Below are 12,587 nucleotides of genomic sequence, written 5' to 3'. Positions count from 1 at the left end.
GAACTAGGCATTTAGCCTAGGGGCCACACCGCAACCAGGATCAACCCCACCCCTAAAATCCCCAGAGTTCCCCAAATAAAGATACTAAAGCTAAAAGTACTCGCAGGGTTTTCTGGATTCTCAGGTGTCAAGGGCATTAGGTCGGTCTTGGATTGGGCCGATGGCTTCCGGGGGGCTGCCTGACTAGGGCGATCGCCAAGGAACACTCCCTTTGTGTCAGTGACGGTTTCTAAGTCTGGGATTTGACTCAACCATTCCGGCCGCCGTTGAAGCTGGGGGGCATTCAAAATTGCCAGTAGGCGGCGGTTTTGTTTGCGAATCTCTGAATCGGGATAGGTTTGCAGTTGCCGACACAGGGCGATCGCCGCGTCATGGTTGCCAGCGGCCTCATAGGCGGTGACTAACCAGGTTTTTATTTCCCCTGCCAGTTTGATATTCCCTTGGCTGAGGGCGGCGGCCTGATTTAGGCATTGAATGGCGGCGGCATAGTTTCCCCGCTCAAAGGCCTGCTGGCCCTGGTGAAACAGTTCCTCTGGGCTGGTCATGGTCGTGGATGGATCATGGTAGAGTGCCACTTTGCTCAAATCGTTCCCGGAAGTAGCGGCGGTAGAGATCACACCGCACCTGGGCTAAATTACCATTCAGAGTGACGAGACCTAAACTGTGCAATTTGAAACCTAGGGTCGCATCTAGACTGATACTCTCAGGGGTTTTGACAACTTCAGCAAAGGCGGGAACCAGTTCTTGGCGTTGATGCAGGTGCCACCATTGCCCCCGCAGGTGATCTCGAAATAAGCCGGTTTCCGTGGCTGCATCCCGGAACAGATCAGCCCAGGTCATATCTTGACGGGCGAGGTGATACAACGTCAGACGAACTAAGTAGGGATGGCCACCAATTAGGGCCTGGAGTTCCCTGAGTTGATCCTGGCTTAGATCTAGGCTATGGAGGCGACTGAGTTCGCAAATCTGTTCAGCATTAAATTCCGGTAAATCAATGGCCAGGCCAACATTAAAGGGGGATTGATTAATATCTAGGGGAATGTAAACCTCCGTCCCATGGACGACAATCAGCCGCAGGTTACGCCATAGATCACGATTTTTTGCCTCTTCGTGCCAAGCCCGCAGCAAACCAAAGAAATCACTGGCAATCTCTGGATATTCAAAGACCCGATCCACTTCATCCAAGCCAAGAACCAGGGGGCGATCGCCGCTGGCGGATTTACAGTTGGGCAATAGGTATTCTTCAAAATAGGCGGTGCAATTATACTTACTGCCAAAAATATCATCCCAATAATCCTTTAAGCGGTTTTCCAGGCCCAGGCGCCGTCCCACTCCAGCACAGAACCAACGCAGTAATTTTTCTAGATCCGTAAATACCTGGGCATCCGCCAACTGAAAACTTAAGGGTACCGTGGCATAGTCCTCCTGGTGGCCACGATAGAGGAGCCGAGCCATCAGGGATGTCTTACCCATTTGCCGGGGAGCCTTAATCCGAATTAGGGAACCCGGTTGCAGCAAGGTTTCCCGACAACGATTTTCAATGGGGGGCCGTTCAATATAAAAGGCCGATGCCACTTCCACCTGGCCTTCCGGCAATTCTGGCTCTGCCACCGGCACCGGAGGGGCATCCACACTCATCGTTCCCGACGCTTGCCCAGAGACTCCGCCAGTGGTGGGAAAATTGGGGTTATCTGTGGACGCCAGGGCCGGGCTGTGGGTGGCATTCACCATGTCAAGGACTTCGTTTACTAAAGCGGCGGTGTCGGCGGGCGATCGCCAGAAGCGTTGTTGTAATCGATGTAAATAGCCCCGCAGTTCATAGTTGAGGGGTAAGTCTAGGGGAAAATTCACCCGCACAGGCAAAATAAAGGGACGGTGATCCGGGCGTTGGGATTGGAGGGCGCGAACGGTGCGAACTTCCTCTAGAACCATTTCACTCTGGGCCGCATCCTGGGAGAGTAACAGTAGAAAAAAATCACATTGCTTGAGTTCCCGATCGATGCGTTGGGCCCAGCCTTCTCCCATGCGGATACTTTCACTGGCCATAAAGGGATGGTGGCCCGCTTCGGTCAAGGCATCAAAAAAGGCCTCAGCAATTTGGCGATCGCTCCCCTCACTGGAATGGCTAATAAATACATAGCGTCCTAGGGTAGATCCGCGGGATTGGGAGGTCGGCAGTTCTTCGGCGGTTTCTGGAATGTCGGCCATGGCCCGAATATCGGGAATCGTTTTCTCTGGCTCCGGGCTAACGGTAGCTGGGGATAGGGTAATGTCCGTATTGCCCCAGAGGTCTTGAACTGGGGTGCGTAAAAATTTGCCCAAGCGTTGCCACAGGGGTGGTGAGGTTTCCACTTGATCTAGGGCCCCAAGGGCTTCCTCTGCCGTGGCATAGCGTTCAAAGACCGACGGATGAACTAAGCGATTTAATATCTGCACCAGGCGATCGCTCACCTTTCCTTGGGTGCGCCAATTCCAGCATCCATAGGCATCCTGGGGTAATTGCAGCGGATTTTCACCACTGAGGGCCTGAATCCCAATCATCCCTAAGGCATAGAGATCACTACAGGGCCGGGGCCGACCTTGGGCCTGTTCTGGAGGCATATACCCCGGTGTACCAATGGCAATGGTATTCACCGCCGTATCGCCAGTGAGAGTACCACCCGCAATGGATACCCGCATCTGTTTGACCGCACCAAAATCAATTAGGACGAGCTTGTGATCATTCTGGCGACGAATCAAATTATCCGGCTTAATATCTCGGTGAATTACCCCACATTTATGGACAAATTGCAGAATCTTCAGACCATCCCGTAACAGGTCAATCACATCCGCCTCTGACCAACTACAGCCCGGCGGTAACTCGGTGCGGAGGACATGGCCTTCAATAAAGTCCTGGACTAAATAAAACTCAGCGTCTTCATCAAAATAGGCAAGGAGACGGGGAATTTGATCATGGCTGCCTAGGCGTTCCAGGGTTTGGGCTTCCCGTTGAAATAGCGATCGCGCTAGGGGTAAAAAACTGGCATCGGTGCGGGCGGGCCGTAGATATTTCACGACGCATTTCGCCCGTCCCGGACGATGAATATCTTCCGCTAAAAAGGTTTGCCCAAAATTACCGGCCCCTAGGACGCGGATGACTTGATAACGACTGCCAAGAACTTTTCCAATCATGCCTAAACTAACGCTTTGAACAAATGTTTAATGCTAAACCCTTGGGTGGGGGATAGATCCCGGAGATGAGCTACGGAATCTTGAGGGTTTTGGTTGGGCACAGGATTAACACTATTAATAGGATGACATTTATTCTAGGTTTGTCCCTCGTCGCCCCTCAGTCTAAACCAAACTGGGCGATCGCCCCAGACCTTCTTTTGAGAAAATTTAAAGCATCATCACCAAACTACGGTTATCTGGTAGGATAAGTAGAGTTTAGGAAATCTGCGGTATTGTTCCATGGGTATTTGTGTTGAAAACGTCTCGAAGCGGTTTGGTAGTTTTCAGGCGGTGAAGCAGGTGGATTTAGACATACCTAGTGGTTCCCTCGTGGCACTGTTAGGGCCGTCGGGTTCGGGCAAATCAACACTGCTGCGACTCATTGCCGGTTTGGAAAATCCCGATGTTGGTCGGATTTTGCTCACGGGGGAAGACGCAACCTACCAAACCGTCCAGGAACGGAATATTGGTTTTGTGTTTCAGCACTATGCCCTGTTTAAGCACATGAGTGTCCGTCAAAATATTGCCTTTGGCCTGGAACTACGGAAAACGCCCCGCCCAAAGGTTAAGGCACGGGTGGATGAGCTTTTAGACTTGGTGCAATTATCGGGTCTGGGCGATCGCTACCCCTCCCAACTGTCTGGTGGTCAACGCCAACGGGTTGCCTTAGCCCGCTCCCTCGCCGTGGAACCCAAGGTCTTACTGCTGGATGAACCCTTTGGAGCCCTAGATGCCAAAGTCCGCAAAGAACTACGGGCTTGGTTACGCCGCCTCCACGATGACGTTCATGTGACCACTGTTTTTGTCACCCACGACCAAGAAGAAGCCATGGAAGTTGCCGATGAAATCGTGGTGATGAATCAAGGGAGAGTGGAGCAAGTGGGAACCCCTGCCGAAATCTATGATCATCCCGCCAGCCCTTTTGTGATGAGTTTCATTGGCCCGGTGAATGTCCTCTCTGGTTCCTCTCGCATTTTTCACGGCCATAATAATAGTGATAGTGATCATGCCCCGCCTCAGTGCGATGTATTTTTGCGCCCCCATGATGTGGTGATTGAAACCACGGCCAATGGTAATACCGCCCCAGCACGGGTGAGTCGAATTATTCATCTTGGCTGGGAAATTCAGGCAGAGCTTACCCTTGATGATGGTCAGGTTTTGACGGCCCACCTATCTAGGGAACGATTTGATGAGCTAGGCCTTGAACCCCAGCAACATGTGTTTGTGAAGCCCAAAGAAGCAAAATCTTTTCCCCTATATTATTCGATTTAGTTTTTTGAGAATTAATGTTCCAATGAATTCAAGTGTGCGCTAGGGGTATCCTGTGCCGCAACTGTAAGGAGATGGAGCCATCAGAGAGTCAGCCATGAACACCCAACTAATTGATTCCATTATTCAGGTCATTCGTTCACTTTCCCCAGAAGAACAGGCCGTCTTGGAAGAAAAGCTCTTCTTTGAGTCTACTGATCCATCTACCCCAGACATTATGACCCTGGCACTGCAAGGCAGTAGTTTCGACTTTCTCAACAACGAACCCGACCTCTATAGCCTCGATGATGGAGAAGCCATTCCATGTCCTTAAGGAAAGGCGATGTTGTCCTAGTACCATTTCCCTTTACCGATCTTAGCCAGACTAAACTGAGGCCAGCAGTCGTTCTTTGTGTCGATTCTCAAAGGCAAGATATCACTCTTTGCTTTATCTCTTCACAAAATCTGAAAGAGGCGACTCTGGATGAAGTTATCCTGACCCCAGATGAATTGGAATTCAGCCAAACGGGTCTTAAAGTCGCCTCAAAGATTAGAGTCACTAGAATAGTTACCCTAGAGTACCACTTGTTGCAGCGACGGTTAGGTGGGTTAGGTCAGCAGCAACTTCAGCGACTAAATGAAGCATTGAGGTTTGCCTTTCAACTGAATTAATTTGCATTCATGAACTAGGGGAGAAATTGTTCAATCTGGAATAAGCGTAGATATTTCAACATTCTCCAATTATCTAAAACAAGGGATAACTGCTGGGAACCTCGAAAAATTGCTCGATCTGTTAAAAATAGAGGCTGAAACCATTGAAATCTCGTTTGCGATCGCTCCAAATTTTGAATTAATCGAGGTGCCCTGCTGACGGATTTGTATATTGGTAAATTTATTTTAAGAAATTTTTTTCCAGTAAACTCCAATTTGTGTTAGGGTTCTCCTTTAGGATTGGTTCTGGTGGGGAACAGCCATCAGACGATAGGGGGAAAGCGCAGTGAAAATCTGCCACTGTCCCGCAACTGTAAGGAGATGGAGTCATCTCTAAGTCAGGATGCCCGCCGATCGCCAACAATAAATCCACATCTGCGAGGTACGGATGGGCTATGCATAAAATTCCGGTGACGGTGATTACTGGCTTTCTTGGGGCCGGTAAAACAACCCTAGTGCGTCATTTATTACAGAATAATCAAGGCCGGCGCATTGCGGTCTTAGTGAATGAGTTTGGCGAAGTGGGGATTGATGGCGATCTGTTGCGATCGTGCCAGGTGTGTGACGAGGATGAATCTGCCGATAGGCTGAATACTAATAATTCTAATATTGTCGAGCTAACCAACGGCTGTTTATGTTGCACGGTTCAGGAAGAGTTTTTGCCAACGATGCAGGAGCTACTCAAACGCCGCGATCGCCTTGACTGTATCCTCATTGAAACCTCTGGTCTGGCCTTACCCAAACCCCTAATCCAAGCCTTTCGCTGGCCCGAAATTCGCACTGGGGCCACCGTAGATGGCGTTGTTACCGTTGTAGATGGTGAGGACTTGGCCCTGGGGCAGTTTGTTGGGGATTTGGCTGCCCTCGAAGATCAACGCCAGGAAGATGGGAGCCTAGACCACGAAACCCCCATTGAGGAACTCTTTGAGGATCAGTTAGCCTGTGCTGACATGGTACTTTTGACCAAAGTGGATCAGCTGGATGGGGTTAGCCAGAAACGCATTGAAACCTGGCTCAGGCAGGAAGTTTCCCCTGGAGTTAAAATTATTGCCTGCGATCGCGGTCAGGTGAGTCCAGACCTACTCCTGGGATTTAATGCCGCCGTTGAAGATCACCTAGATGCCCGGCCCAGTCACCACGACAGCGAAGAAGACCATGATCACGATGATGATATTCAGTCCATAGATCTGGTCTTGGATCAGGGATTTAACCCCAAGGAACTCGTGGGCCATCTCCAATCCCTGGTACAGGATCATGAAATTTACCGGATCAAGGGCTTTGTCAATGTGCCCGATAAACCGATGCGTTTAGTGGTGCAGGGGGTTGGCAATCGGTTTGAGACCTTTTATGATCGCCCCTGGCAACCCTCGGAATTACGACAAACCCGGCTGGTTTTCATTGGTCGCTTTCCAGAGGGGATTCCCCCCCTATTGGGCGATCGCCCCTTATTGGTTTAGGTGTAGCCCCTAAAGCAACCCTAGGCGAGTTTCTAAAATCTCACATTGCTGTTGCACCTCTGTTAGGGCCGCCTTTGCCCCGGCCACCACCTCCGGCTTAGCTTTTTCGATAAAGTTAGGGTTATTCAAGCGGCCCTGAAGGGATTTCATCTCACTTTTCACTTTCTCTAGGTCTTTTTCCAGCTTGGCCTTAAGGGCAGGAATATCCACAATCCCCGTCAGCGGAATTAACACCTCACTGGTTCCCACAACCCCGGTAAAAACTTGGTCTGTTTTGCCTGATTTTCCTGGCTCTCCTTGCTCTGGCTGCGATCGCACCGTGAGGATCTCTACCCGCCCCAAATGACAGATATAGGCTTGGCCGGCTTGAAAAATAACCTGCTCCCGATCGCCCCGGGTTTCGATGATCACATTGATCCTTTGGCCAGGCTTAATCCCTGCCTCTGTGCGTAAATTCCGAATAGTGCGAATACTCTCAATCACTAAGCTAAAGTTGGCCTCAAGGTCAGGATCAATCCATTGGGATTCTGCCTCTGGGTAGGCCTGTACCGCCAAATAATCTGTTAAATCTGCCTGGGTGAGGGTATGCCAAATTTCCTCGGTAATGTGGGGCATAAAGGGATGTAACAGCCCTAATGTTCCCTCTAAAACCATGGCAAGAACCCCTTGGACGGTGGTTTTTTCAGGGCTATCTTCGCCCTGGAGGCGCGGCTTCACCAGTTCAATATACCAATCACAGAAATCACCCCAAATAAATTCATACAATGCCTTGGCCGCTTCCCCTAGACCATAGGTGTCAATTTCCTGGCGACAGGTTTGAATGAGTTGGTGATAGCGAGATAGGATCCAGCGATCGCCCAATTCTAAGTTCATAGTGGCGGGAATGTCCCTGATTAAACCTAACTGGGCTGGAGTCTGTCCCCCCAGATTCATAATCACAAAACGGGATGCATTCCAGAGCTTATTGGCAAAATTTCGAGCCGCTTCCACGGTAATCGATTCATCGGTCTTGCGATTATATTCAATGCGAATATCCTGACCCGCCCCCACCACTTCCTTGACTAGGGCATAGCGGAGGGCATCGGTGCCATAGTGATTAATTAACAGCAGCGGATCAATACCATTGTTGGCGGATTTCGACATTTTTTTGTTATTTTCATCCCGTACCAATCCATGGATATACACATCCTGGAAGGGCATTTTTCCGGTAAAGTGCAGCCCCATCATCGTCATCCGCGCCACCCAGAAAAAGATAATGTCAAAGCCGGTGACTAGAACCGTGGTGGGATAGTAGGTGCGAATATCATCGGTCTGGTCTGGCCAACCCAGGGTGGAAAAGGGCCATAACCCCGAGGAAAACCAGGTATCCAATACATCTTGATCCTGCTCTAGCTGTACCCCCTCCCCATACTGGGCGATCGCCTGGCGTTGGGCTTCTGCCGCCGAGGGGGCAACAATAAAGGGAGTATCATCGGTCACTTCCCCCTGGGTTTCACTCACCACATACCAGGCGGGAATTTGATGGCCCCACCACAACTGCCGGGAAATACACCAGTCCTTAAGGTTCACTAACCAATCCCGATAGACCTTGGCCCAGCGATCGGGAATAAAGCGGGGGGATTGATCATTATCGAGGGCCGCCAAGGTGCGATCGGCGAGGGGACGAATTTTTACAAACCATTGGGTTGAGAGGAGCGGTTCCACCGGTACTTTGCCGCGATCGCTATAGGGAACCGTATGCTTATAATCCTCAACCCGGACTAAAAAACCCTCCTGATCGAGTCGCTCCACCACCCGTTTCCGAGCCACAAAGCGATCTAAGCCCGCAAAGTCTCCCCCATTTTCATTGAGGCTACCATCCTTATTGAGTAAGTTAATCATGGGTAAATTGTGGCGTTGGCCCATGGCAAAATCATTGGGGTCATGGCCCGGTGTCACCTTCACACAGCCCGTACCAAAACTGGGATCCACATAGGTATCCGCAATAATGGGAATCTCACGGTTCATGATCGGCAAACGCAGGGTTTTTCCCACCAGAGCTTGATAGCGATCGTCCTCGGGGTTTACCGCCACCGCCGTATCCCCTAGCATCGTTTCCGGTCGCGTCGTCGCCACTTCCAAGAAACCCGAACCATCAGTCAAGGGATAGCGAAAATGCCACAAATGTCCCTGAACCTCACGGTTTTCCACCTCCAGATCCGACACCGCCGATTGACTCGCCGGACACCAATTCACCATGTACTGACCGCGATAGATCAATCCTTCTTGGTATAGCTGATTAAAAGCCCTTAAAACCGCAGCGGAAAGACCCCCATCCATGGTGAAGCGTTCCCGCGTCCAGTCCACCGATAGGCCCAGTCGCCGCAGTTGGCCGACAATCGTGCCGCCGGAGGATTCCTTCCATGCCCACGCCCGCTCCAAGTAGGCCGATCGCCCTAACGCCTGGCGGGTCGTTCCCTCCTTGGCCAGATCCCGATCCAAGAGCGTACTCACCGCAATACTGGCGTGATCTGTCCCCGGCAACCACAGCACATTCCGGCCCCGCATCCGCTGATAGCGCACCAAGACATCAATTAGGGCGTGTTCAAAGGCATGGCCCATGTGCAAACTGCCGGTGACATTGGGAGGCGGAATCACAATACAGTAGGATTCTCCCCCATGATTCACTTGGGCCCGAAATACCTGATTTTCTTCCCACCGCCGTTGCCATTGGGCTTCACTTCCAGCGGGATCGTACTGACTTGGTAAATTGATCACTTCAGCAGCCATAGGAAAACCTGAGCAATTAGGGGCAATGTTAGGTTTTTAATCGTATCCCAAAGTGGCATAATCAAGGATGCAAACCCATGGGAATGATCGTAATCGGGCATGGCACCAGAGACAATCGAAACCGAACCACTAGATCGCTTTGAATGTCGCGCCTGCGGCTATATCTACGAACCCAGTAAGGGGGATAGTCGGGCCAAAATTGCCCCGGATACTGCCTTTGCGGATTTGCCAGCTAATTGGCGTTGTCCTGCCTGCGGCCAGCCTAAATCCCAATTTAGTAATATTGGCCCTCTGGGTTCTGCCTCAGGATTCAAGGAAAACTATAATTACGGGTTTGGTGTGAATACCCTAACCCCTGGTCAGAAAAATTTACTGATCTTTGGGGGGTTGGCCCTAGGTATTCTTTTTCTGCTGAGTTTCTATGGCATCCAATAGGTTCAATCCAATAGATTAAAAATAAATCAAAGTTTAGATCAAATCAACGTCAGAGCAAATTAGAGGAATTAAACAGTGATCGGGTTTCTAGGGCACGTTAAGTATGTTCTCACTCAACTAAAACAGTGGGGGCGATCGCTGGGGCTGGTGGTCGCCATGATGCTCCTCTGCACCAGTTGTGGTTTTTCCACCACCTTAGACTTCAATCCCTGGGAGGTGATGGAATTACCCAGTGACTCCATGGTCTTAGACATGAGTTTTATCTCGCCTAAGCATGGTTGGCTCGTGGGTTCCGATGCCACATTAATGGAAACCCTCGATGGAGGACGCTCTTGGCAACCCCGAACCCTCGCCCTAGATACGGGGGACTACCGTTTTAACTCCGTTAGCTTTAGTGGTCAGGAAGGTTGGATTGTCGGCGAACCAACGATTTTATTGCACACCACCGATGGCGGCCAATCCTGGTCAGAAATTCCCCTGAGTGCAAAATTGCCCGGCGACCCCAATACCATCTATGCCCTCGGCCCCAGTCGTGCCGAAATGACCACCAATATTGGTGCCATTTATCAAACCCAAGATGGGGGTAAAACCTGGAAGGCACTAGTTCAAGAAGCCGTGGGTGTCGTTCGCAATATTAGCCGATCGCCCCAGGGGGAATACGTAGCCGTCTCTTCCCGGGGCAGCTTTTATTCCACCTGGAAGCCAGGGCAAGCCGCCTGGGAACCCCATAATCGCAATAGTTCGCGCCGGGTTCAGAATATGGGTTTTGGCACAGACGGCCAGTTGTGGATGCTCGTCAATGGCGGCAAACTCAGCTTTAACGACATCACCGATCCGGAGACCTGGAGTGATCCCGTCAGTCCCCAAGGGCGAAACAGTGTGGGACTTTTAGACCTCGCCTTTCGCACCCCCCAGGAAGCCTGGTTGTCGGGGGGCAGTGGTAGCTTGCTCTGTAGTTTAGATGGGGGCAAGACCTGGAAAAAAGATCGGGATGTGACCAATGTCCCCTCAAACTTCTATAAAATTCTTTTCTTTAGTCCCAGTCAAGGATTTATCATTGGACAGCAGGGTATTTTGCTCCGTTATGTCGGGGATGTTCAATCTACGGCATTCACAACGAGTGATTTAATTGCTGCATTGCCATTGTGAGGGAATCCCCACTTGCGTATCATAGAAATTACTTGCTTTTTACAGTTTTTTGGAGGCATCTGACGTGGCTGGAACTACCGGAGAACGGCCGTTTACGGACATTATTACAAGTGTGCGCTATTGGGTCATCCATAGCATTACCATCCCAGCGTTGTTTATTGCGGGCTGGTTGTTTGTTAGCACTGGCCTCGCCTATGATGTGTTTGGTACTCCCCGCCCGGACACCTACTTTGCCCAAGACCAGCGGGCGATTCCCTTGGTGACCGATCGGTTTGAGAGCAAACAACAGGTTGAGACGTTTATCCAAGAGGCGAAGTAGGCCCCTATGACCAGTAATAGTCCAAATCAAGAACCCTTGACTTATCCCATTTTTACGGTACGTTGGATTGCGGTTCATACCCTCGGCGTACCCACCATTTTCTTCTTGGGGGCGATCGCCGCCATGCAATTCATTCAACGGTAGTCTGAGGTATTGACATGACGGAACCAAATCCTAATCGCCAGCCAGTAGAACTCAATCGCACCTCCCTTTACCTGGGGTTGTTGCTCATTTTTGTTTTGGCTCTTCTCTTCTCTAGCTATTTCTTTAACTAACTATCCAAATTGTTTTGACAGTAGGAGGATAAATATCATGTCTGAATCCGGTCGTATTCCCCTCTGGGTAGTTGGCACCGTTGCCGGGATGGGCGTTATTGTAATTGTGGGTCTATTCTTCTATGGTGCCTACGCTGGCTTAGGATCCTCCCTCTAGGGTTGATCTTGCCAGGTACGTAGCTGAAGCCACACTAGCCCCAGGGTAGCCAATAATAAAATCGTTGCGGCTGCCGCTGCATAACCAAAATCAAACATGCCAAAGGCCTGTTGGTAGATAAAATATACCAGCAGGTTTGTGGTATTTAAGGGCCCACCCCCCGTCACCACATAGACCTGCTCAAAACTCCGTAGCGTAAAAATGGTGGTGGTAATTGCCGCCAAAACTAAGGTTGGCCCCAACCCCGGTAGGGTAATATAGCGAAACTGCTGCCAGGCATTGGCTCCATCTAGGGTTGCTGCTTCATAACGGCTTTGGGGAATGGTTTGCAAACCCGCTAAAAATACAATCATATTAAAGCCCAGTTGCTTCCAAATACTAAGCAAAATCAAGACCGGCATCGCCCACACAGGACTTCCCAGCCAGGAAATTGGCTCGATCCCGACCCCCTGCAATAGAGCATTAACGGGCCCCTCCGGTTGAAATAGCCAGCGAAAGCCCAAACCGGCGGCGACAATGGATGCCACCGAAGGTAAAAAATAAATGGTTCGCAGGAATGTTCGCCCGACCATGGCTTGATTGAGGCCCACAGCTAACCCTAGGGGAATAACTAAACTGGGAATGACCGTTGCCACCGTAAAGTAGAGGGTATTTCCTAACACTTGCCAAAAGTCAGGGCTGGCCAAAAGTCGGGCATAATTTTGCCACCCCACCCAATACATACCCGTTGGCGTAAAACTACCCGCCGTAAAACTAAGAATAGCCACATAGATAATGGGGCCAAAGACGAAAATAGTCAGTAGCACTAGGGCAGGGAATAAAAATCCCCAGGCAGTCAGGCGATTTTGCATTGTTGC

The 12,587-nt window shown here is 50.5% G+C and carries 14 protein-coding genes and 1 riboswitch; of the genes, 10 read left to right on the top strand and 4 right to left on the bottom strand.

The genetic code is table 11. From position 1 onward, the window contains the following. Window positions 1-11: 11 nt before the first annotated feature. Entirely contained in the window at window positions 12-575 is a 564-nt protein-coding gene (locus L3556_RS11885) for an outer membrane protein assembly factor BamD (RefSeq protein WP_277867485.1), read from the bottom strand. Beyond that, window positions 559-3,171, bottom strand: a complete 2,613-nt coding sequence (locus L3556_RS11880; protein ID WP_277867484.1) for an AAA-like domain-containing protein — start codon at window positions 3,169-3,171, stop codon at window positions 559-561. Before L3556_RS11880 ends, L3556_RS11885 begins: the two co-directional genes overlap by 17 nt. Window positions 3,172-3,450: 279 nt before the next feature. Here L3556_RS11880 and L3556_RS11875 point away from each other — a divergent pair, with 279 nt between their 5' ends. The 4 genes from L3556_RS11875 to cobW all read left to right on the top strand — a co-directional run bounded on the left by L3556_RS11875 (window position 3,451) and on the right by cobW (window position 6,626). Further along, complete coding sequence (locus tag L3556_RS11875) at window positions 3,451-4,482, top strand: sulfate/molybdate ABC transporter ATP-binding protein (protein ID WP_277867483.1); 1,032 nt, start codon at window positions 3,451-3,453, stop codon at window positions 4,480-4,482. A 94-nt stretch (window positions 4,483-4,576) separates the two neighbouring features. Further along, window positions 4,577-4,792: a hypothetical protein gene (locus L3556_RS11870; protein WP_277867482.1), complete on the top strand. Its 216-nt coding sequence runs from the start codon at window positions 4,577-4,579 to the stop codon at window positions 4,790-4,792. Further along, window positions 4,783-5,130 carry a type II toxin-antitoxin system PemK/MazF family toxin gene (locus L3556_RS11865; RefSeq protein ID WP_277867481.1) on the top strand — a complete coding sequence of 116 codons (348 nt, stop codon included), beginning with the start codon at window positions 4,783-4,785 and terminating at the stop codon, window positions 5,128-5,130. Before L3556_RS11870 ends, L3556_RS11865 begins: the two co-directional genes overlap by 10 nt. A 263-nt stretch (window positions 5,131-5,393) precedes the next feature. Continuing rightward, a riboswitch (cobalamin riboswitch) is annotated at window positions 5,394-5,538 on the top strand. A gap of 26 nt (window positions 5,539-5,564) precedes the next feature. Continuing rightward, window positions 5,565-6,626 carry a cobalamin biosynthesis protein CobW gene (gene cobW, locus L3556_RS11860; RefSeq protein ID WP_277867480.1) on the top strand — a complete coding sequence of 354 codons (1,062 nt, stop codon included), beginning with the start codon at window positions 5,565-5,567 and terminating at the stop codon, window positions 6,624-6,626. A gap of 9 nt (window positions 6,627-6,635) precedes the next feature. Here cobW and L3556_RS11855 read toward each other — a convergent pair whose 3' ends face one another. Further along, complete coding sequence (locus tag L3556_RS11855) at window positions 6,636-9,395, bottom strand: valine--tRNA ligase (protein ID WP_277867479.1); 2,760 nt, start codon at window positions 9,393-9,395, stop codon at window positions 6,636-6,638. 99 nt (window positions 9,396-9,494) lie between these two features. Between L3556_RS11855 and L3556_RS11850 the strand changes: the two genes are divergently transcribed. The 6 genes from L3556_RS11850 to L3556_RS11825 all read left to right on the top strand — a co-directional run bounded on the left by L3556_RS11850 (window position 9,495) and on the right by L3556_RS11825 (window position 11,730). Beyond that, window positions 9,495-9,830 carry a rubredoxin gene (locus tag L3556_RS11850; protein WP_277867478.1) on the top strand — a complete coding sequence of 112 codons (336 nt, stop codon included), beginning with the start codon at window positions 9,495-9,497 and terminating at the stop codon, window positions 9,828-9,830. 156 nt (window positions 9,831-9,986) lie between these two features. Further along, the gene (locus tag L3556_RS11845; RefSeq protein ID WP_422110780.1) at window positions 9,987-10,979 is read left to right on the top strand and encodes a photosynthesis system II assembly factor Ycf48; all 993 of its coding nucleotides are present in this window, start codon (window positions 9,987-9,989) and stop codon (window positions 10,977-10,979) included. 64 nt (window positions 10,980-11,043) lie between these two features. Then, window positions 11,044-11,298 (top strand): cytochrome b559 subunit alpha, encoded by a 255-nt coding sequence (psbE, locus tag L3556_RS11840; RefSeq protein ID WP_277867476.1) that lies wholly within the window; start codon window positions 11,044-11,046, stop codon window positions 11,296-11,298. Between the two features lie 6 nt (window positions 11,299-11,304). Beyond that, window positions 11,305-11,442: a cytochrome b559 subunit beta gene (gene psbF, locus L3556_RS11835; protein ID WP_277867475.1), complete on the top strand. Its 138-nt coding sequence runs from the start codon at window positions 11,305-11,307 to the stop codon at window positions 11,440-11,442. Window positions 11,443-11,456: 14 nt separating this feature from the next. Then, window positions 11,457-11,573, top strand: a complete 117-nt coding sequence (locus L3556_RS11830) for a photosystem II reaction center protein PsbL (protein ID WP_277867474.1) — start codon at window positions 11,457-11,459, stop codon at window positions 11,571-11,573. 37 nt (window positions 11,574-11,610) lie between these two features. After that, window positions 11,611-11,730 carry a photosystem II reaction center protein J gene (locus tag L3556_RS11825; protein WP_277867473.1) on the top strand — a complete coding sequence of 40 codons (120 nt, stop codon included), beginning with the start codon at window positions 11,611-11,613 and terminating at the stop codon, window positions 11,728-11,730. Here the strand turns inward: L3556_RS11825 and L3556_RS11820 are convergent. Then, window positions 11,727-12,581: a carbohydrate ABC transporter permease gene (locus L3556_RS11820; RefSeq protein ID WP_277867472.1), complete on the bottom strand. Its 855-nt coding sequence runs from the start codon at window positions 12,579-12,581 to the stop codon at window positions 11,727-11,729. The two genes, L3556_RS11825 and L3556_RS11820, sit on opposite strands and share 4 nt — an antisense overlap. Between the last annotated feature and the right edge of the window lie 6 nt (window positions 12,582-12,587).

It is taken from the genome of Candidatus Synechococcus calcipolaris G9 (genome assembly GCF_029582805.1).
Classification (GTDB): domain Bacteria; phylum Cyanobacteriota; class Cyanobacteriia; order Thermosynechococcales; family Thermosynechococcaceae; genus Synechococcus_F; species Synechococcus_F calcipolaris.
Note: the sequence above shows the minus strand (reverse complement) of the source record. Positions and strands in the feature narration are given on the sequence as shown.